Below are 17,462 nucleotides of genomic sequence, written 5' to 3'. Positions count from 1 at the left end.
GTCCCACGGCTCGTCCTTTTGTGTCGCGATTTGTCGCAGGATCGAAACGATCCTGAACGGGCGTTCAGGCGGCGAGCAGGCGCTCGGCCTGGGCGCGTGCCTCGGGGGTGATTTCGGCGCCCGAGAGCATCCGCGCGATCTCCTCGCGGCGCTGGCCGGCGTCGAGCGGGGTGACGCCGGTGCGCGTGACGATGCCGTCATGGCTCTTGGCGATGAGCAGATGCTGGGCCCCGCGCGCGGCGACCTGCGGGCTGTGCGTGACGACGAGCACCTGCGCGCTTGACGACAGGCGGGCGAGCCGCTCACCGATCGCGCTCGCCACCGCGCCGCCGACGCCGCGATCGATCTCGTCGAAGATCAATGTGCGCGCGCCGCCTTCCTCGGCAAGCGCGACCTTGAGCGCGAGGATGAAGCGCGAGAGCTCGCCGCCGCTGGCGATCTTGATCAGCGGCGCGAACGGTGCGCCCGGGTTGGTCGAGACCGCGAACTCGACCCGGTCCATCCCTGAGACCGACCATTGGCCCGCATCGAGCGGCTCGACCACGGTGCGGAAGCGCGCGGCGTCGAGCTTGAGCGGCTTGAGCTCGGTCTCGACCACGGCGTCGAGTCGCGCCGCCGCCTCGGTCCGCGCCGCCGACAGGGCACGCGCCGCCTCGCGATAGTGGCGATGAGTCTCCTCGACCGCGAGCGCGAGCCGGGCGATCCCGGCACCGCCGCTCTCGACGCGTTCGAGCCGGCCGGCGAGCTCGTCGAGCAGCGCGGACAATTCGTCGGGCTGGATGCGGTGCTTGCGCGCGACGCCGCGCAGCTCGAACAGCCGCGCCTCGTCGGCTTCGAGCGCGGCGGGATCGAAGGCGAGCGCGTCGGCCGCCGAATCGATCCGGTCCTGCGCCTCGGCGCCTTCGGTGATCGCGCGATCGATCGCCGCCAGCGCCTCGGCGAGCGCTTCATGGCTGTCGGCGATGCGTTCGAGCACGCGCGCGGCCTGGCGCAGCTGGCTGAGCCCGCCTTCCGAGCCTTCGAGCAGCTGCGCCACCGACTGGAGCTCGCCGGCGACCTTCTCGCCACGCTGCATCGTCGCGCGCCGTTCGGCGAGGCGCTCCTCCTCCCCGGCTTCGGGTGCGAGCGCGCGGAGCTCGGCGACGGCGTGCTCCAGCCATTCGCGATCGCGCTCGGCGACGTCCTGCTCGGCGCGGGCGACGGCGAGCGCATCCTCGGCCTGACGCCACGCGCGGTGCGCCACGGCGACGGGCCCGGCATCGAGCCGCCCGAAGCTATCGAGCAGCGCGCGGTGGCCGCGCGGATTGAGCAGCCCGCGATCATCGTGCTGGCCGTGGATCTCGACGAGATGCGGCGCGAGCTCGCGAAGCAGCCCCGCCGAGGCCGGCTGGTCGTTGACAAAGGCGCGGCTGCCACCGTCGGACTTGACGATGCGGCGGACGAGCAAGGGCTCGCCGGGCTCAAGGTCGAGCCCGTTCTGCGCCATCAGGCTGGCGATCGCGCCATCGGGCGACGGCGTCTCGAAGCTGGCGGTGACCACCGCCTGCGCCGCTCCCTGCCGCACCAGCCCGCTCTCGCCGCGCGCGCCGAGCGCGAGCCCGAGCGCATCGAGCAGGATCGACTTGCCCGCCCCGGTCTCGCCGGTCAGCACGCCGAGGCCCGTGCCGAATTCGAGGTCGAGCGCCTCGATCAGCACCACATCGCGGATGGAAAGCGCCGTCAGCATGCGCCTTCCCTATTGCAGGAACGGACGAGGAACGGAAGCCGGCGCGAGCATCAGCTCGCGGCGGGGGTCTGCGCCTTGGCGAGCTTGTCCTGATTCTTCTGCATCAGATCATAGGCGCGCTTGTACCAGTCGGTGCCCGGATAATTGGCGCCGAGCACCGCCGCGGCCTTCTGCGCCTCGCCGGGAACGCCGAGCGCGAGATAGCTCTCGGTGAGGCGCAGCAGCGCCTCGGGCACGTGCGTGGTCATCTGATAGTTGTCGACGACGTTGCGGAAGCGGTTCATCGCCGCGAGCCACTGGCCGCGCCCTTCGTAGAAGCGGCCGATCTCCATCTCCTTGCCGGCGAGGTGATCGCGGACGAGATCGATCTTGAGGCGCGCATCGGCGGCGTAGCGGGTGTTGGGATAGCGGCGGGTCAGCTCGCCGAGCGAATCGAGCGCCTGCTGAGTGATCTTCTGATCGCGGGTGACGTCGGCGATCTGCTCGTAATAGCTGAGGCCGATCAGATAATAGGCATAGGGCGCGTCGCGATTGCCCGGGTGCACCGCGAGGAAGCGCTGCGCCGAGGCGATTGCCTCCGAATAATCCTGGTTCAGATAATAGCTGAACGCGCCCATCAGCTGTGCGCGGCGCGCCCAGACCGAATAGGGATGCTGGCGCTCGACCTCGTCGAACAGCGCGGCGGCGAGCTTGTACTGATGCTGGTCGAGTCGCTGCCGGGCCGCCGAATAGAGCGTGCCGACGTCGCGCGCGACATAAGGCAGGTCGGTTTTCGCGCCACGCTTGGCGCAGCCTGCGACCGAGAAGGCGAGCACCGGAACAAGGGCGAGCGCGAGCGCGCGAGCAAAGGGAGTACGCATGGACGGGGGTCTTAGCCGAGCGTAGTGGCGTCAAACAATCCTTTTCGCGGCGCGATTGTGTCCGGCGCCGAACCCGACCATTAGCGGCGCGTCCGTACGGGACCTTTTGTGCACGCGCGCGCGTTGCGCAGGTCTCGCGCATCCGCATCGGGAGGGAATTGAGTGACTGCGACGCTTCTCGCCACGCACCGGGTCGAAAAACCCTGGGGACGCCACAGCCTGTGGCCCGGCTTTGCCGATCCCGCGCCCGATCAGGAGCCGGTGGGCGAGATCTGGTTTCAGACGCCGGGCAACGCCGCGCCCGACCTGCTGATCAAATATCTGTTCACCAGCGAGAAATTGTCGGTGCAGGTCCATCCCGACGACGCCCAGGCCCAGGCCAAGGGCCTGCCGCGCGGCAAGGACGAATGCTGGGTGATCCTTGCCGCCGAGCCCGATTCGACGATCGCGCTGGGCACCAGGCGCCCGGTGGATCGCGAGACGCTGCGCGCCGCGGCGCTCGACGGATCGATCGAGGAACTGCTCGACTGGAAGCCGGTGAAGGCGGGCGATTTCTATTATTCGGCGTCGGGCACGGTGCACGCGATCGGCGCCGGCATCACGCTGGTCGAGGTCCAGCAGAACAGCGAGACCACCTATCGGCTCTATGATTATGGCCGGCCGCGCGAGCTGCATCTCGACGACGGCGTCGCGGTGTCCGACCCGGTGCCCTATGTGCCGCATCCGATGCCCGGCAAGGTGGCCGACGACCGCACGATCCTCGTCGAAGGCCCCAAATTCGTGCTCGAGCGCTGGGAAGGCGGACGCCGGGCCTTCACGCTGCCCGATGGCGTGACCGGCTGGCTGATCCCGCTGGCGGGCGAAGGCGTGGTCGACGGCGTGGCGTTCCATGCCGGCGAATGCGTGACGCTGGAGGGCACCGGCGAACTCCATGCCGAGGCGGGCAGCGATTTGCTCTTCGCCTATCCGGGCGATCGACGGATCTGAAGCGGGAAAGCGCTTTTCCAGCAAGATGAACGGCTTGTAGTTTTAGGTTCACGCAACCCCTAGGGGAGTGCGACGTTCTGACTGCACCCGCAACAATCAGGAGCTGTCCCATGCGGATCATGTTCGCCACGGCCGCTGCCGTCATCGCCTTCTCGGCAATGCCCGCCGCCGCCCAGAGCTACAATAGCAATACCCGCGAGGCGCGTGCCGATTGCCGACACGACCTGCGCAATTCCGACAGTCGCCGCGAATATCGCCGCGAGCTGCGCGATTGCCGCCGCGACATCGCCAACGCCCAGCGTCAGGACAATCGCGAATGGCGTCGCGACTGGCGCCGCTATCGCAACTACGACTATAACCGCCTGCCCCCGGGCGAGCGCAGCTATTATGCCGATCAATATTATCGCGACGGCCGCTATTATCGCGAGCGCCGCCTGAGCCGCAACGACCGCGTCTATCGCGGCAATGACGGCCGCTATTATTGCCGTCGCAACGACGGCACGACCGGCCTGATCGTCGGTGGCGTCGCCGGTGGCCTGTTCGGCAACGCGCTGTCGAATGGCCGCAACGCCACCCTCGGCACGCTGCTCGGCGCAGCAGCCGGCGCGGCGATCGGTTCGTCGGTCGATCGCGGCAACGTGCGCTGCCGCTAAGATCTCTGCCACGCAGGCGAGAGGGGCCCGGCGCTTCGGCGTCGGGCCTTTTCGCATGGGCGATCAGCCCGCGCGGCGGGCAGCCGGCCTAGATCAGCCCGCCGGTGAGGAAGAGCCTGACGCCGCTGACCAGCAGGACGAGGAAATTGAGGTTCCGCCCGGTGTTGCTGCCCGACAGCATGCCGATCACCGCTCCGAACAGCGCGATCGGAAACGCCACCCAGTTGAGCATCGGAACCAACGGAAACGGAATCACGCCGACCAGCGCGAAAGGCACCGCGATCAGGCCGATCAGGATCGAGACCAGGTTCAGCATGACGCAGAGATGGGGGTCGCCAGGTGTGTTGGCAAGCTAAAACGCATGGTGCAGCTTTCCCAAGGCTTCCTTAACCTTGCTCGGGCATGACCGGAACGTCCATAGGAGCGTCTCGGGCAATGGTCCGCACCATCGGTTTCATTCTGTTCGTCTTCCTGCCGCTGGCGCTCGCCGGCTGCGGCGGCGCGGACACCGGCAACAACGTGATGAGCGACGCCGAGCTCGGCAACGCCGCCGATCCGGCGGTGACCGGGGCGCTGCAGGACGAGATCATGGTCGATCCGCAGCTCGGCCGTCAGGCCAATGGCGACGCGATCCGCCCGCCCGCCCAGCCGGGTTCGGGCGGCATCCCCGATGACGCCGTCGCCACCAATGGCGCCAAGGTCGACACCACGGGCCTGTTGAAGGCGCCTGCGCCGACCAGCGGCAAGGATTGCCCGCAATGCGCGGTGGCGCGCGACGCCGTGACGCTCGGCGGGATCGCCGCGCGCCAGCCCAATGCGCGGATCAAGGGCTGCGCCGGGGCGCTGCAATATTCGGCGCGCTGGGCGCAGCGGCTGCCCGCCGACCTGCCGCTCTATCCGCAGGCGCGGGTCAACGAGGCGGCAGGCGCAGAGAGCGGCAAATGCGCGCTGCGCGTGGTGAGCTTCTCGGCCGCGCAGCCGCTCGATGCGCTGCTCGACTGGTATTACACCAGGGCGGTGCGCGCCGGGTACAGCGCCGAGCATCAGCGCGACGGCGCGCAGCACATCCTCGGCGGCACCCGCAACCGCGACGACGGCGCCTATGTGCTGTTCCTCACCGCGCGCCGCGACGGCGGTACCGATATCGACCTGATCGCCAACAACGGCATCTGACGCGCATCATGCGCCTCTTCGTCTTCCTGTTGCTGTGCCTGTTCTGGATCGGCGCGATCTCGCTCGCGGCAACCCCCGTCGGGACCGTTCTGGTGCTGCTCGCCGCCGCGCCGCTCGGGTTGCTGCTCGCCGCCCTGCGCTTTCCGGCGGAGCTTTTCGGGTTCGTGTTCATCGCGCTGTTCGCGGGGCCGGCGTTGTACAATGTCGTTTCGGGGACGGTGCGCGCGATCCAGGGCAAGGCGGACGCCTGGTCGGCCTGGTCGTGGGCGATCTCCTTCGCGGCGATCCCCGCCCTGTTGTACCGCGCATTGACGTCCTTGAGCGGCTGGCACTGAGAGCTCGAACGCCTCCACGGTTCCCCTCGCTCCGAATCCGCGCTACCGGCGCTCCATGCCCAATCTTCTTCTCGTCATGCTCGGCGGTGCGTTCGGCGCCGGCGGCCGGCATCTCGTCGGAAGGGCGACGCTCGCCCTGCTCGGCCCGAACTTCCCCTGGGGCACGCTCGCCGTGAACCTGATCGGCGGACTGCTGATGGGCCTGCTCGCCGGCGGGCTCCTGCGCTTCGGTGAACAGGGCGAGCCGTGGCGGCTGCTGCTCGGCGTCGGCGTGCTCGGCGGCTTCACCACCTTCTCGGCCTTCTCGCTCGACGTCATGCTGATGCTCGAGCGCGGCGACTGGGCGATCGCGCTCGGCTATGTCCTCGCCTCGGTGGTCGGCGCGGTGGTCGCGCTGGCGCTGGGGCTGAACGTTGCGAGGGCCGTGGCATGAGCGGCAGCGACGTCCGTCAGTTCACCGTCGGCGCCGATGACGACGGCATCCGGCTCGATCGCTGGTTCAAGCGGCATCTGCCCGACACCAGCTTCAACATCGTCTCGCGCTGGGCGCGCACCGGCCAGCTGCGCGTCGACGGCGCACGCGCCGATCCGGGCGACCGCGTCGCTACGGGCCAGGTGATCCGCGTGCCCCCGGCCGAGCCGGTGAAGCCGGGCGCGGCCAAGCCCAGGATCGTCCGGCCGAAGCTGAGCGAGGACCAGATCGCGTTCGCGCAGGAGCTGGTGATCCACAAGGACGCGCAGGCGATCGTGATCAACAAGCCGCCCGGCCTCGCGACGCAGGGCGGCACCAAGACGCACGAGCACGTCGACGGGCTGCTCGACGCGCTCCAGTTCGAGGCCGAAGCGCGCCCCAAGCTGGTCCACCGGCTCGACAAGGACACGTCGGGCGCGCTGCTGCTTGCGCGCACCGCGCGTGCCGCGGCCTATTTCGCGAAGCATTTCTCGGGGCGCAGCGCGCGCAAGCTCTATTGGGCGCTCGTCATGGGCGTGCCCGAGATCGAGGACGGGCTGATCGAGTTGCCGATCGGCAAGCAGCCGGGGACCGGCGGCGAGAAGATGCAGGTCGACATGAAGGAGGGCTCGCCGAGCCGCACGCGATACCGGGTGATCGAGCAGGCCGGCAACCGCACCGCCTGGGTCGAGCTCCAGCCCCTCACCGGGCGCACCCACCAGCTGCGCGTCCATATGGCGGCGATCGGCCATCCGATCGTCGGCGACGGCAAATATGGCCTGCAGGAAGCGTTCCTGACCGGCGGGATCTCGCGCAAGATGCACCTCCACGCCCGGCGCATCCGCATCGATCATCCCGATGGCGGCAAGATCGACGTCACCGCCGAGCTGCCGAAGCATTTTTCCGAATCGATGCACACGCTCGGCTTCGACTTGGCGCTCGGCAACACCGACGCACTCGACGATCGCCCCCCGATGACTCGCGAGCAGAAAAAGTCGCAGGCGCGCGCGCACGCCAAGAGCGTGCGCAAGGAACGGCGGGGTGAGCGGCGCGGCCGCGGCCAGAGGGACTGAGATGCATCCCAATCCGACGTTCCGCTGGGAAGACCGGGAGGCGATGCGCGCCTTTGTCGGCCAGCTCGGCTTCGGCGCGCTGTTCGCTGCGACGCCCGACGGCCCGCGCGTCGCGCATATCCCCGTGGTGTGGCTCGACGAATCGACGCTCGGGCTGCACGTCGCGCGCGGCAACGGCATCGCGCGCCATCTCGACGGGGCGACCGCGCTGTTCACCGCGCACGGCCCCGACGCCTATGTCAGCCCCGACTGGTACGGCATGGGCCCCGACGAAGTGCCGACGTGGAATTACGTCGCGGTCGAGCTCGAAGGCCGGATGGTGCGGATGGAACGCGACGCGCTCGTCGCGCAGGTCGACGCGCTCAGCCACGAGCAGGAGCGCCGGCTCGCGCCCAAGCCCGAATGGACCCGCGCCAAGACCGACCCGGCCAAGGTCGAGAAGATGCTCGGCGCGATCATCGGCTTCCGGCTCGAGGTGCAGGCATGGCGCGGCACGCGCAAGCTCGGCCAGAACAAGCCCGAGTCCGCGCGCCTCGCCGCCGCCGACGCGCTCGAGGCGCAGGGCCGCCGCGCGATCGCGCACTGGATGCGCAATCCCGAATGAACCCGTTACCCATCCTCGCGCTGGTTCAGGCCGTCTATGGCGGTCATTTCGACCCCGATGCCCGCTATGTGCAATGCCGCTACGCCAATGGCGAACGCGCGCTGCTGTTGCGCGGGAGCCCGCCCGACAAAAAGACGCTGGTGATCATCGCTTCCAACGGCAGCGTGATCGACCCCTCGACGCTGAAATTCCGCGATGGCGCCCTCGCCGATATCGAAACCAATGGCGGGGTCGCCAGCCGCGCGGCGATCGAGGCGCTCTATGAGGAGCTGTCCCGACTGCGCCCCAGCGCCGGGAATCGCACCCCCTATTGCCGCCACCCGCAGAAGGACGGGATGCGATGAACCGCCTCGCGCTCTTCGATTGCGACGGGACGCTCGTCGACAGCCAGGCCAATATCTGTCGCGCGATGGAGGAATGCTTCGCGATCTCGAAGCTCGATCCGCCGCCGCGCGAGGCGATCCGGCGGATCGTCGGGCTGAGCCTCGTCCCCGCGATCGCGCAATTGCTGCCCGAGGCCGAGGCGCGCCAGCACGAGACGATGGCCGAGGATTACAAGCGCGCCTTCCATGCGATGCGCCACAGCGGCGGGCTCGATCCCGAACCCCTGTTCGACGGCGTCGCCGAGGCGATCGAGACGCTCGCCGCGAATGGCTGGATGCTCGGCGTCGCCACCGGCAAATCCGATCGCGGGCTCGGGCTGATCCTCGCGCATCACGGGCTGACGCACCGCTTCGTCACGCTGCAGACCGCCGACCGCCACCCCTCCAAGCCGCACCCCTCGATGATCGAGACCGCGATGGCCGAGGCCGGCGCCGCGCCCGGGACCACCGCGATGATCGGCGACACCAGCTTCGACATGGCGATGGCGCGCGCGGCGGGCGTACACGCCATAGGTGTTGCATGGGGCTACCACACCATGCATGAATTGCGCGATGCGGGCGCGCACCATGTCGTGGCGCATGCCACTGCGCTGCCCGCGCAGCTGGAGGCCTTATGACCGACGCCGATCGCCTTGCGCAGAAGCGCTATTTCCTGATCGTCGGAGTCAACATGCTCGCCACCGCCGGGGCGGTGCTCGGGCTGCTCATCGCCGGACGATCGAACAGCTGGGAAGGCAGCGTGCTGGGCGGCGCAATCCTGCTCTCGGCGCTGTATTTCATGGCGGTGGTGCCGCGCGCGATGGCGCGCCGCTGGCGGACGCCGAAGCAATCGTGAAGCGATTCTGGAAGCAAGTGACGGTCACGCCGGAGGGCGGCATCGCGCTCGACGGCAAGCCGGTGCGCACCCCCGGCCGCGCGCCGCTGGTGCTGCCGACCGCTGCGCTGGCCGAGGCGGTCGCCGACGAATGGCGCGCGGTGGGCGAGTCGCTCGATCCGCGCGCGATGCCGCTGACCGGGCTCGCCAATGCCGCGATCGACCGGATCGCGCCCGATCCCGCCGGCTTCGCCGCGGGGCTGGCCGCCTATGGCGAGAGCGACTTGCTCTATTATCGCGCCGACGATCCCGCGCCTTTGGTCGCGCGCCAGGCCGCTTCCTGGGATCCGCTGCTCGATTGGGCCCGCCAGCGCTATGACGTCCATTTCGAGCCGGTGACCGGGGTGATGCACCGCGCCCAGCCCGAGGCGACGCTCGCGCGGCTGGGCGAAGCGGTCGCCGCGCTCGACGCGTTCCGCCTCGCCGGGCTCTCGCCGGTGGTAACGATCAGCGGCTCGCTGGTCGCCGCGCTGGCGCTGGTCGAGGGCGCCGCGACGGCGGACGCCGTATGGCAGGCCGCGCATGTCGACGAGGACTGGCAGGCGGAGTTGTGGGGCGAGGATTCGCTGGCGACGCAGGCGCGCGAGGCGCGGCGGGCGGAGTTCGATGCGGGGGTGCGGTTTTTGGGGTTGGTTTAGGGTCGACTAAACCGCTCCATTCTCGATGCAACTTCCATGATCTCGTGAGAATCCGGCCCGCCGGCCGTTGACTTGTCGGAAAATGTTGCTCAAATGTTCTCACCCTCGGCGAAGCGGGGGTGATTCATGGACATGTCGGCAGGGCAGCGTCGGCGCGATTTCAGCGTCTGGATGCGCACGGGACGATGGCCGTCGCCGGACGGTTGCGGTGGGCGCGAGGTCAAGTTCAATCCATGGCACGATCCGCAGGATGGCCGATTCACGTTCCGCGGTGCTGGCCAATCTTATGGTCCGGGCGACACGGGACGGCGCAATGCCCCGTCGCAAAGCACCCGCAAAATTGAATATGTTCCAGATTCTCGCCTTCCACCCGTATCGACTCCGGATGATGTGGAGCGCTGGAAGGCCGCGGAGCTGGCCAAGCATGGCCGAAAACCCGGCTATCGGCGCGCCATTGAAGAGCAGTACCGCCGTTATCTGCGCGAACTCGCCAACCCGCTGCGCGACAGTGCGAAAGTCGCAGACCAGCCCGATCGTCTGGCCACCCCGGCTTCGGCCGAAGATACCGGCCGAGGAGCAGGAGCCGGCTTTCCCGGTGGAGGGGGCGGCTTCGGTGGCGGTGGTGCGACCGGGAGCTGGGCAAACCCGCCTGCCGCTACCCGTCCGCAGAGACAGGATGGCCGTTCTGGCGGTGACGGCGGGTTCAGTGGCGGCGGCGGGGGCGCGAGCAGCTCCGAAGTGTGGCCGGCAACGCAAGCCGACCAGACGCCGGCGAAACCGGCTAAAGCGCACGGCGCGCAGTCGCCGGGTCGATGGCGGCAGGCTACACGCAATGGATATCTCTATGAGATCGACGAGCAAAGCCGAACTCGACGAGTATCAGGCGAAATCACTTTCAAGCTCGATCAGCGCCGGTCGAAAAAGGCGCAACGCGCCGCGGGAGGGGCTGACAGGCGCGCCAGTGACGAAGGTGGGCACTATATCGCCCGCCGGTTCAACGGTCCTACCGAAGCCTTCAATCACTTCGCGCAGGACCGCAACTTCAATCGTAGCGGCTATTCCAGGCTGGAAGAGGAGTGGGCACGGGCAAAACGCGCCGGCAAGAGTGTGCGGGTCAAGATTGTACCTGTCTATGAGGGGTCGTCGCACCGGCCATCCGCGCTCAACATCTGGTTCTGGATTAACGGTGAGCGAAAGAGCCGAAAATTCCCTAACGGGTCGGAGGGTGCCGAAGATGCAAGAGGATAGAACAGCCGAATTACTTAATCTGATTGGGCAATTGCTGGCAGAGGATACCGAATATCCTCTTGATGACACGCTTCTTCATGCCGAAGTGGAACGAGCATCAGTCGCCCCGTCAATCTTCAAGGACCGCGGAAATCACATCCTCTATCGCGACCCCGATCTCAATCGGTTAGGCGACGCGTTGCTGGACCTGTGGGATGCGCAGCAAGGCCCAAATCGTTGGGCCGAAATAGAATATATCGTCCGCAACGGCCGCTTCGACGCGACTTTCGTCTATCCGGAGGAAATTGATCCGACGGAGGAACCTCTCGACCGTCGACGGCGGATCGTAGTCAAACATTTCGGCGATAAGCCGATCATATATCCGCCTGACGAGGACGACGATGTCTTCGATATTTGAACGTGCTGAATTTAGCGCACTATAGCGAACGGCATGGACGGGCGCGCTCACATTTTTCCCGATTCAGGCACAGTCACTTCTGTGCGTGAAATCGACCTTGGCTTGAGCAGCCATCTTGAGAAATCGCTACACGAAGCGAGGTCTTTCATTCGCTCTTCCGAATGGGGGAGTATCAGATCGGAGTTTTAGGCGCCCACTTCGACGGGATATTCTCGATCTTTCTGTTCGAAATCGAGCCCGGCCGCGACGATGTCGATCACTGGGCATGGGACATCGTCGGAGACATCCTGCCCGCATATATTACCTGCAAAGACGCGAGGAATCCCTATGAGGCGCTCGATGGCTATATCGGCGCAATGGAGGAATGGGTTCAGGCGGCGCGCGAGGGCGCGTCGGTTGCCGATCTGATCCCGGTCAACGTACCGGCGACACCTGCCAATGCGGCCTTGCTCGACAGTCGGCTGAAGTTTCTCGACGCGGAGATTCTACCGCTTCTGAAGTAATCTTCGGCGCGGCCGCGCCGTCGATCGCGCTACTTGTTCAGCCCCCGGATGAAGCCGATCAGCCCCGTCTGCCGTGAACGCCGCAACCGCTCCGCCTTGAGCACGGTGTGGACCGACTCAAAGCAGCGTTCGACATCGTCGTTGACCAGCACATAGTCATAGCCGTCCCAGTGGCTGACCTCGGCCGCCGAGCGGGCCATGCGGGCGTCGATCACTTCGACCGAATCGGTGGCGCGCTTGAGCAGGCGCTCGTGCAGTTCCTTGAACGACGGCGGCAGGATGAAGACGCGGACGACGTCGCCGCCGGCGAGCTGGAACAGCTGCTGCGCGCCCTGCCAGTCGATGTCGAACAGCACGTCGCGGCCCGAGGCGAGGATCTTGTTCACGCCCTCGCGCGGGGTGCCGTAGCGATGATCGAACACGTGCGCCCATTCGAGGAACTCGTTGTTCGACACCATCTCGCGGAATTTCTCGAGATCGACGAAATGATAGTCGACGCCGTCGACCTCGCCCGGGCGAATCGGGCGCGTCGTGTACGACACCGACATCTCGAGGAACGGATCCGCGGCGAGCAATTTGCGCGCGATCGTCGACTTGCCCGCGCCCGAAGGCGAGGACAGGACATAGAGGACGCCGCGGCGGCGGAACTTGTGCGGGTCGTTCTCGGTACGATGGGGCATGGGCGCTACTGGCGTGCCGACCCGCCCCCCGTCAAGTCAGAGCGGTCGAGTCAGGGATCGGGTCAGGCCGGGGCGCTACGGCGCTGCTGGAGCTTGTGGACGCCATAAGCGACGACGCCGAGCGCGATCGCGGTGGGGACGACGCGCTTGGTCGCCTTCCACGCCAGCACCCCGGCGAGCGCGCCGAGCGTGCCGCCCTCGCCGTCGCGCCGATCGATGCGGTTGCCGATCCAGCCTGCGATTGCGTCGCCGATCATGGGAGTCCCTTCGTCGTTGGTGATTCGGGGGGTAAGCGGTTGAATCCAAAACTTGTTCCCCTCCCTGCAAGGGAGAGGGACCGCGTCGCGCAGCGGCGTGGTGGAGGGGGCGGGCCGCGCGTGCGTCGGTCAAACGAAAAGGGCCCGCCAGGCGGCGAGCCCCCTCCACCATGCTTCGCATGGTCCCCCTCCCCGTTCCGGGGAGGAACTTTTACCGCCCGATCATCGTCTCGGGCTTCACATACTGATCGAAGGTCGCCTCGTCGACGAGGCCGAGCTCGAGCCCGGCCTGCTTGAGCGTCAGCCCCTTCTCATGGGCGTATTTGGCGATCTTGGCCGAATTGTCATAGCCGATCACCGGCGCGAGCGCAGTCACCAGCATCAGCGAGCGGCCGACCAGGTCGGCGATCTGCTTCTCGTTGGCCTCGGTGCCGTCGACGCAGCGCTCGGCGAAGCTCACCATGCCGACGCTGAGCAGGTTGATCGAGCGCAGCACGTTGGCGCCGATCAGCGGCATGAACACGTTGAGCTCGAAATGCCCCTGCATGCCGCCGACGGTGACCGCCTGGTGGTTGCCGATCACCTGCGCCGCGACCATCGTCAGCGATTCGCACTGGGTGGGGTTGACCTTGCCCGGCATGATCGAGCTGCCCGGCTCGTTGGCCGGCAGCGACAGCTCGCCGAGACCCGAGCGCGGGCCCGAGCCGAGGAAGCGGATGTCGTTGGCGATCTTGTTGAGCGCCACCGCCAGCGTGTTGAGCGCGCCCGAAAAGAAGACGAGGCCGTCCTTGGCGGCGAGCTGCTCGAACTTGTTCGGCGCGCTCTCGAACCGGGTGCCGGCGATGTCGCTGATCGCCGCGGTCATGTCCTCGGCCCAGCCTGCCGGCGCGTTGAGACCGGTGCCGACGGCAGTGCCGCCGATCGCGAGCTTGCGGATATTGCCGTCGAGCGCACCTTCGATCCGCGCCTTGCAGCTGACGAGCTGCGCGGCATAGCCGGAGAATTCTTGGCCGAGCGTCAGCGGCGTCGCATCCTGGGTATGGGTGCGGCCGATCTTGACGATGTGATCCCAGGCTTCGGCCTTGGCGGCGAGCGAGGCGGTCAGCTGCTCGAGCGCCGGGATCAGCGCGTCACGGGTGGCGATCGCGGTGGCGACGTGGAGCGCGGTCGGGAAGCTGTCGTTCGACGACTGGCTCATGTTGACATGGTCGTTGGGGTGGACCGGCGCCTTGCCGCCCTTGTTGCCGGTCAGCACTTCGTTGGCGCGCCCGGCGATCACTTCGTTGACGTTCATATTGGTCTGGGTGCCGCTGCCGGTCTGCCAGATCACCAGCGGGAACTGATCGTCGAGCTTGCCCGCGACGATCTCCTGCGCCGCCGCCTCGATCGCATCGACCACCCTGGCGTCGAGCCCGTGCTTGCGGTTCACCCGCGCCGCGGCCTGCTTCACGATCGCCTGGGCGTGGACGATGCCGAGCGGCATCCGCTCCATCGCGCCGAACGGGAAATTCTCGATCGAGCGCTGCGTCTGCGCCCCCCAATAGGCATCGGCGGGGACTTCGATGGCGCCGATCGAATCGGTTTCGGTGCGGGTGTTGGTCACGGGATCCTCCGGGGAGCGTTTTGCGGGCGCTCTAGAGGGAAGTGCGGCAGTTCGCCAACCCCATCCGTCACCCCGGCCTTGTGCCGGGGTCCACCGGTCGGCTCACGAGAAGAAAGCGGTTCGAGGGTTTCGTTATCGGCACAGTGGATCCCGGCACTTCGGCCGGGATGACGCTTTACTGTGCGTGCGGACTATTTCTTCCGCTTGAAGTCCACCGAGACGACGTTCGAGCCGTCGTCGGCCGGCTTGATCGTGGGGCCGTCATTCTCGGCCTCCTCGTGCGGCTCGGGGCCCTCGGGCACGTCCTGCGCCTGGAAGCGCAGCTCGAAATTGACCGCCGGATCGTGGAAGCCGGTGATCGCCGAGAAGGGGATGTTGAGGATCGCAGGGACCTGATTGAAGCTGAGGCCGACCGAGAATTTCTCGTCGTCGACCTTCAGATCCCAGAAGCGGTGCTGGAGGACGATCGTCATCTCGTCCGGGAAACGCTCGATCAGCCGCTGGGGAATCTCGACGCCGGGCGCGTGCGTCTTGAAGGTGATGTAGAAATGGTGCGCGCCGGGCAGCGCCTGAGTCGCGGCGACCGAGCCCAGCACGCGCCCGACCACGGCGCGCAGCGCTTCCTGCACGATCTCGTCATAGGGAATCAGGCTATCGGGCACTTGACCGGTCATAGGCCTTGGGTAGCGCTTCACGCCGCCGGGTCAAGCGTATGCTGCTTGGGGCCAAGCAAGCCTATTTTGCCTGAACGCGCGCGGGCGCTATGGGGGCGGCATGCGCACCGCCACGATCAGCCGCAAGACCAGCGAAACCTCGGTCGACGTCACCGTCAACCTCGACGGGACCGGCAGCTACACCGTCTCGACCGGGATCGGCTTCTTCGATCACATGCTCGAGCAATTGAGCCGGCATTCGCTGATCGACATGGAGGTGAAGACCGTCGGCGACCTGCACATCGACCAGCACCACACTGTCGAGGATACCGGGCTCGCGATCGGCGAGGCGATCGCAAAGGCGCTCGGCGACAAGAAGGGCATCCGCCGTTATGCCGACGCGCTGTCGCCGATGGACGAGACACTGGCGCGCGTCGCGATCGACATTTCGGGTCGGCCCTTCCTCGTCTGGAAGACCGAGTTCAGCCAGAAGCGGCTCGGCGAGATGGACACCGAGATGTTCGAGCACTGGTTCCACAGCTTCGCCCAGACCGCGGGCGTGACGCTGCACGTCGAGACGCTGTACGGCGGCAACAACCACCATATCGCCGAAGCCGCGTTCAAGGGCCTCGCCCGGGCGCTGCGCGAGGCGATCGAGATCGATCCGCGCAAGGCGGACGCCATCCCCAGCACCAAGGGCGTGCTCTGATGATCGTCGCGATCCTGACCTACAAGGCGCCGCTCGAGACGGTGGACCTCCACCGCCCGGCGCATATCGAATGGCTGCGCGAACGCTATGCCGACGGGAGCATGCTCGCCTCGGGCCGGCAGACCCCGCCGACCGGCGGGGTGCTGCTGCTGCGCGGCGCGCGCGCCGAGGTCGAGGCGCTGCTCGCCGCCGATCCGTTCGCAGTGCACGGCGTCGCCGATTATGCACTGTCCGAATTCACTCCGACGATGACCGCACCGGGGCTGGAAGCGCTGGCAGGATGAGCGTCGCGCTGATCGATTATGGTGCGGGCAATCTCCATTCGGTCCATAACGCGCTCAAGGCGGCGGGCGCCGAGGGCCTTGCGATCACCGCCGATCCCGACGCGGTCGCCAAAGCCGATCGCATCGTGCTGCCCGGCGTCGGCGCCTTCGCCGCCTGCGCCAGCGGATTGCGCGCGATCGACGGGATGGTCGAGGCGCTCGGCCAGCGCGTGCTCGGAGACGGCGCGCCGTTTCTGGGCGTGTGCGTCGGCATGCAGCTGATGGCCGATGCCGGCGAGGAGCTGGGCACGCATGCGGGGCTCGGCTGGATTGCGGGCACGGTGCGGCAGCTGCCGCCCTCCCCCGGCGTCCGCGTGCCGCACATGGGCTGGAACGACGTGATTCCCGCGGTCGACCATCCGCTGATCGAAGCCGGCGAGGCTTATTTCCTGCACAGCTTCGCCTTCGAGGGCGATGCGCTGCTGGCGACCACCGAACATGGCGGCCCGGTCACCGCGGCGATCGGCCGCGACAATCTGGCCGGCGTCCAGTTCCACCCCGAGAAGAGCCAGCGCTACGGCATCGCGCTGCTGGAGAGGTTTTTGACATGGCGGCCCTGATCGTCTTCCCCGCCATCGATTTGAAGGCCGGGCAGGTCGTGCGGCTTGCCGAGGGCGACATGGACCGCGCCACCGTCTATGGCGACGATCCCGCCGCGCAGGCCGAGACGTTCGCGCACGCCGGCGCCGAATGGCTCCACGTCGTCGATCTCGACGGTGCGTTCGCGGGCGAGTCGGTCAACGGCGCCGCGGTAGCCGGGATCCTCGGGCGGTTCGGCGGCAAGGTCCAGCTGGGCGGCGGGATTCGCAAGCGCGAGTCGGTCGAGCGCTGGCTCGATCTCGGCGTCGAGCGCGTGGTGATCGGCACCGCGGCGCTCGAGAATCCCGAACTCGTCCGCGAGGCGGCGCGCAGCAATCCCGGGCGGATCGTCGTCGCGGTCGACGCGCGCGACGGCATGGTCGCGACGCATGGCTGGGCCGATGTCTCGGACGTGTCGATGGTCGATCTCGCGCGGCGGTTCGAGGATGCCGGCGTCGCGGCGCTGCTGTTCACCGATGTCGGCCGCGACGGGCTGCTCAAGGGCTGCAACGTCGAGGCGACCGTGGCGCTGGCGCGCGCGGTGTCGATCCCGGTGATCGCCAGCGGCGGCGTTACCGATATCGGCGACATCCATGCACTGAAGAGCCATGTGGCCGATGGCGTCGAGGGCGTGATCACCGGCCGCGCGCTATACGACGGGCGGCTCGATCTGGCCGAGGCGATCGGGGTGGCGCGATGAAGATCCTCCCCGGTACGGGGAGGGGGACCATGCCGCAGGCATGGTGGAGGGGG

Annotated in this window: 25 protein-coding genes; 18 read left to right on the top strand and 7 right to left on the bottom strand. The window is 67.5% G+C overall.

Features of this window, described 5'->3' with window-relative positions:
- Window positions 1-64: 64 nt before the first annotated feature.
- A complete protein-coding gene (gene recN / locus E5A74_RS15795) occupies window positions 65-1,726 on the bottom strand; it encodes a DNA repair protein RecN (protein ID WP_135986589.1) in 1,662 nt (553 codons plus the stop codon).
- A 50-nt stretch (window positions 1,727-1,776) separates the two neighbouring features.
- Complete coding sequence (locus tag E5A74_RS15790) at window positions 1,777-2,586, bottom strand: outer membrane protein assembly factor BamD (RefSeq protein WP_135986588.1); 810 nt, start codon at window positions 2,584-2,586, stop codon at window positions 1,777-1,779.
- Between the two features lie 162 nt (window positions 2,587-2,748).
- Here E5A74_RS15790 and E5A74_RS15785 point away from each other — a divergent pair, with 162 nt between their 5' ends.
- Window positions 2,749-3,573 (top strand): class I mannose-6-phosphate isomerase, encoded by an 825-nt coding sequence (locus E5A74_RS15785; RefSeq protein WP_135986587.1) that lies wholly within the window; start codon window positions 2,749-2,751, stop codon window positions 3,571-3,573.
- A gap of 110 nt (window positions 3,574-3,683) precedes the next feature.
- Window positions 3,684-4,226, top strand: coding sequence for a glycine zipper 2TM domain-containing protein (locus tag E5A74_RS15780; protein ID WP_240699844.1), 543 nt, complete (start codon window positions 3,684-3,686; stop codon window positions 4,224-4,226).
- A gap of 88 nt (window positions 4,227-4,314) precedes the next feature.
- Here E5A74_RS15780 and E5A74_RS15775 read toward each other — a convergent pair whose 3' ends face one another.
- Window positions 4,315-4,542 (bottom strand): hypothetical protein, encoded by a 228-nt coding sequence (locus E5A74_RS15775; RefSeq protein WP_135986586.1) that lies wholly within the window; start codon window positions 4,540-4,542, stop codon window positions 4,315-4,317.
- A 119-nt stretch (window positions 4,543-4,661) separates the two neighbouring features.
- On the opposite strand from E5A74_RS15775, the gene E5A74_RS15770 reads away from it, so the two are divergent.
- From E5A74_RS15770 to E5A74_RS15715, 12 genes are all read left to right on the top strand, one after another.
- Window positions 4,662-5,399 (top strand): hypothetical protein, encoded by a 738-nt coding sequence (locus E5A74_RS15770; RefSeq protein ID WP_135986585.1) that lies wholly within the window; start codon window positions 4,662-4,664, stop codon window positions 5,397-5,399.
- Window positions 5,400-5,407: 8 nt separating this feature from the next.
- Window positions 5,408-5,734: a hypothetical protein gene (locus E5A74_RS15765; RefSeq protein WP_135986584.1), complete on the top strand. Its 327-nt coding sequence runs from the start codon at window positions 5,408-5,410 to the stop codon at window positions 5,732-5,734.
- A 55-nt stretch (window positions 5,735-5,789) separates the two neighbouring features.
- Window positions 5,790-6,167 (top strand): fluoride efflux transporter CrcB, encoded by a 378-nt coding sequence (gene crcB / locus E5A74_RS15760; RefSeq protein WP_135986583.1) that lies wholly within the window; start codon window positions 5,790-5,792, stop codon window positions 6,165-6,167.
- A complete protein-coding gene (locus tag E5A74_RS15755) occupies window positions 6,164-7,258 on the top strand; it encodes an RluA family pseudouridine synthase (RefSeq protein WP_135986582.1) in 1,095 nt (364 codons plus the stop codon). Before crcB ends, E5A74_RS15755 begins: the two co-directional genes overlap by 4 nt.
- 1 nt (window position 7,259) lies before the next feature.
- On the top strand, window positions 7,260-7,862 hold the full coding sequence (locus E5A74_RS15750) for an FMN-binding negative transcriptional regulator (protein WP_135986581.1): 603 nt from the start codon (window positions 7,260-7,262) through the stop codon (window positions 7,860-7,862).
- Window positions 7,859-8,206, top strand: coding sequence for a hypothetical protein (locus tag E5A74_RS15745; RefSeq protein WP_135986580.1), 348 nt, complete (start codon window positions 7,859-7,861; stop codon window positions 8,204-8,206). The genes E5A74_RS15750 and E5A74_RS15745 overlap by 4 nt, the downstream gene beginning before the upstream one ends.
- On the top strand, window positions 8,203-8,862 hold the full coding sequence (locus tag E5A74_RS15740) for an HAD-IA family hydrolase (RefSeq protein WP_135986579.1): 660 nt from the start codon (window positions 8,203-8,205) through the stop codon (window positions 8,860-8,862). The genes E5A74_RS15745 and E5A74_RS15740 overlap by 4 nt, the downstream gene beginning before the upstream one ends.
- Entirely contained in the window at window positions 8,859-9,080 is a 222-nt protein-coding gene (locus tag E5A74_RS15735) for a hypothetical protein (protein WP_135986578.1), read from the top strand. Before E5A74_RS15740 ends, E5A74_RS15735 begins: the two co-directional genes overlap by 4 nt.
- Window positions 9,077-9,757 (top strand): ATP12 family chaperone protein, encoded by a 681-nt coding sequence (locus E5A74_RS15730; protein ID WP_135986577.1) that lies wholly within the window; start codon window positions 9,077-9,079, stop codon window positions 9,755-9,757. Before E5A74_RS15735 ends, E5A74_RS15730 begins: the two co-directional genes overlap by 4 nt.
- Window positions 9,758-9,883: 126 nt before the next feature.
- Entirely contained in the window at window positions 9,884-11,005 is a 1,122-nt protein-coding gene (locus tag E5A74_RS21270; protein WP_240699843.1) for a DNA/RNA non-specific endonuclease, read from the top strand.
- Window positions 10,992-11,402 (top strand): hypothetical protein, encoded by a 411-nt coding sequence (locus E5A74_RS15720; RefSeq protein ID WP_135986714.1) that lies wholly within the window; start codon window positions 10,992-10,994, stop codon window positions 11,400-11,402. Before E5A74_RS21270 ends, E5A74_RS15720 begins: the two co-directional genes overlap by 14 nt.
- Window positions 11,403-11,563: 161 nt before the next feature.
- On the top strand, window positions 11,564-11,905 hold the full coding sequence (locus tag E5A74_RS15715) for a hypothetical protein (protein ID WP_135986576.1): 342 nt from the start codon (window positions 11,564-11,566) through the stop codon (window positions 11,903-11,905).
- 29 nt (window positions 11,906-11,934) lie between these two features.
- Here the strand turns inward: E5A74_RS15715 and gmk are convergent, their stop codons facing one another.
- The 4 genes from gmk to E5A74_RS15690 all read right to left on the bottom strand — a co-directional run bounded on the left by gmk (window position 11,935) and on the right by E5A74_RS15690 (window position 15,119).
- A complete protein-coding gene (gene gmk, locus E5A74_RS15710; RefSeq protein WP_135986575.1) occupies window positions 11,935-12,585 on the bottom strand; it encodes a guanylate kinase in 651 nt (216 codons plus the stop codon).
- 62 nt (window positions 12,586-12,647) lie between these two features.
- Window positions 12,648-12,842 (bottom strand): hypothetical protein, encoded by a 195-nt coding sequence (locus E5A74_RS15705; RefSeq protein ID WP_166745633.1) that lies wholly within the window; start codon window positions 12,840-12,842, stop codon window positions 12,648-12,650.
- Window positions 12,843-13,053: 211 nt separating this feature from the next.
- Window positions 13,054-14,445 carry a class II fumarate hydratase gene (gene fumC / locus E5A74_RS15695; RefSeq protein ID WP_135986573.1) on the bottom strand — a complete coding sequence of 464 codons (1,392 nt, stop codon included), beginning with the start codon at window positions 14,443-14,445 and terminating at the stop codon, window positions 13,054-13,056.
- A 191-nt stretch (window positions 14,446-14,636) separates the two neighbouring features.
- Window positions 14,637-15,119, bottom strand: a complete 483-nt coding sequence (locus E5A74_RS15690; RefSeq protein WP_135986572.1) for an SspB family protein — start codon at window positions 15,117-15,119, stop codon at window positions 14,637-14,639.
- 100 nt (window positions 15,120-15,219) lie between these two features.
- Here E5A74_RS15690 and hisB point away from each other — a divergent pair, with 100 nt between their 5' ends.
- Genes hisB through hisA form a run of 4 tightly spaced genes read left to right on the top strand, consistent with a single transcriptional unit; the run spans window position 15,220 to window position 17,409 of the window.
- Window positions 15,220-15,807, top strand: coding sequence for an imidazoleglycerol-phosphate dehydratase HisB (gene hisB, locus E5A74_RS15685; protein ID WP_135986571.1), 588 nt, complete (start codon window positions 15,220-15,222; stop codon window positions 15,805-15,807).
- Window positions 15,807-16,091, top strand: coding sequence for a YciI family protein (locus tag E5A74_RS15680; RefSeq protein ID WP_135986570.1), 285 nt, complete (start codon window positions 15,807-15,809; stop codon window positions 16,089-16,091). The genes hisB and E5A74_RS15680 overlap by 1 nt, the downstream gene beginning before the upstream one ends.
- A complete protein-coding gene (hisH, locus tag E5A74_RS15675) occupies window positions 16,088-16,690 on the top strand; it encodes an imidazole glycerol phosphate synthase subunit HisH (protein WP_135986569.1) in 603 nt (200 codons plus the stop codon). The genes E5A74_RS15680 and hisH overlap by 4 nt, the downstream gene beginning before the upstream one ends.
- Window positions 16,678-17,409, top strand: a complete 732-nt coding sequence (hisA, locus tag E5A74_RS15670; RefSeq protein ID WP_135986568.1) for a 1-(5-phosphoribosyl)-5-[(5-phosphoribosylamino)methylideneamino]imidazole-4-carboxamide isomerase — start codon at window positions 16,678-16,680, stop codon at window positions 17,407-17,409. Before hisH ends, hisA begins: the two co-directional genes overlap by 13 nt.
- The last annotated feature ends 53 nt before the right edge of the window (window positions 17,410-17,462 follow it).

This window comes from Sphingomonas naasensis, from assembly GCF_004792695.1.
Lineage (GTDB): Bacteria > Pseudomonadota > Alphaproteobacteria > Sphingomonadales > Sphingomonadaceae > Sphingomonas > Sphingomonas naasensis.
This window is presented reverse-complemented; position numbering and strand designations above follow the sequence as displayed.

Coding starts and splice junctions, on each gene's coding strand:
- E5A74_RS15765 (WP_135986584.1), top strand. CDS start 5,408: ATGCGCCTCTTCGTCTTCCTGTTGCTGTGCCTGTTCTGGATCGGCGCG.
- recN (WP_135986589.1), bottom strand. CDS start 1,726: ATGCTGACGGCGCTTTCCATCCGCGATGTGGTGCTGATCGAGGCGCTC.
- E5A74_RS15705 (WP_166745633.1), bottom strand. CDS start 12,842: ATGATCGGCGACGCAATCGCAGGCTGGATCGGCAACCGCATCGATCGG.
- E5A74_RS15735 (WP_135986578.1), top strand. CDS start 8,859: ATGACCGACGCCGATCGCCTTGCGCAGAAGCGCTATTTCCTGATCGTC.
- hisA (WP_135986568.1), top strand. CDS start 16,678: ATGGCGGCCCTGATCGTCTTCCCCGCCATCGATTTGAAGGCCGGGCAG.
- E5A74_RS15690 (WP_135986572.1), bottom strand. CDS start 15,119: ATGACCGGTCAAGTGCCCGATAGCCTGATTCCCTATGACGAGATCGTG.
- E5A74_RS15715 (WP_135986576.1), top strand. CDS start 11,564: ATGGGGGAGTATCAGATCGGAGTTTTAGGCGCCCACTTCGACGGGATA.
- E5A74_RS15755 (WP_135986582.1), top strand. CDS start 6,164: ATGAGCGGCAGCGACGTCCGTCAGTTCACCGTCGGCGCCGATGACGAC.
- E5A74_RS15680 (WP_135986570.1), top strand. CDS start 15,807: ATGATCGTCGCGATCCTGACCTACAAGGCGCCGCTCGAGACGGTGGAC.
- E5A74_RS21270 (WP_240699843.1), top strand. CDS start 9,884: ATGGACATGTCGGCAGGGCAGCGTCGGCGCGATTTCAGCGTCTGGATG.
- gmk (WP_135986575.1), bottom strand. CDS start 12,585: ATGCCCCATCGTACCGAGAACGACCCGCACAAGTTCCGCCGCCGCGGC.
- crcB (WP_135986583.1), top strand. CDS start 5,790: ATGCCCAATCTTCTTCTCGTCATGCTCGGCGGTGCGTTCGGCGCCGGC.
- E5A74_RS15770 (WP_135986585.1), top strand. CDS start 4,662: ATGGTCCGCACCATCGGTTTCATTCTGTTCGTCTTCCTGCCGCTGGCG.
- E5A74_RS15750 (WP_135986581.1), top strand. CDS start 7,260: ATGCATCCCAATCCGACGTTCCGCTGGGAAGACCGGGAGGCGATGCGC.
- E5A74_RS15745 (WP_135986580.1), top strand. CDS start 7,859: ATGAACCCGTTACCCATCCTCGCGCTGGTTCAGGCCGTCTATGGCGGT.
- hisH (WP_135986569.1), top strand. CDS start 16,088: ATGAGCGTCGCGCTGATCGATTATGGTGCGGGCAATCTCCATTCGGTC.
- E5A74_RS15740 (WP_135986579.1), top strand. CDS start 8,203: ATGAACCGCCTCGCGCTCTTCGATTGCGACGGGACGCTCGTCGACAGC.
- hisB (WP_135986571.1), top strand. CDS start 15,220: ATGCGCACCGCCACGATCAGCCGCAAGACCAGCGAAACCTCGGTCGAC.
- E5A74_RS15775 (WP_135986586.1), bottom strand. CDS start 4,542: ATGCTGAACCTGGTCTCGATCCTGATCGGCCTGATCGCGGTGCCTTTC.
- E5A74_RS15790 (WP_135986588.1), bottom strand. CDS start 2,586: ATGCGTACTCCCTTTGCTCGCGCGCTCGCGCTCGCCCTTGTTCCGGTG.
- E5A74_RS15720 (WP_135986714.1), top strand. CDS start 10,992: ATGCAAGAGGATAGAACAGCCGAATTACTTAATCTGATTGGGCAATTG.
- E5A74_RS15780 (WP_240699844.1), top strand. CDS start 3,684: ATGCGGATCATGTTCGCCACGGCCGCTGCCGTCATCGCCTTCTCGGCA.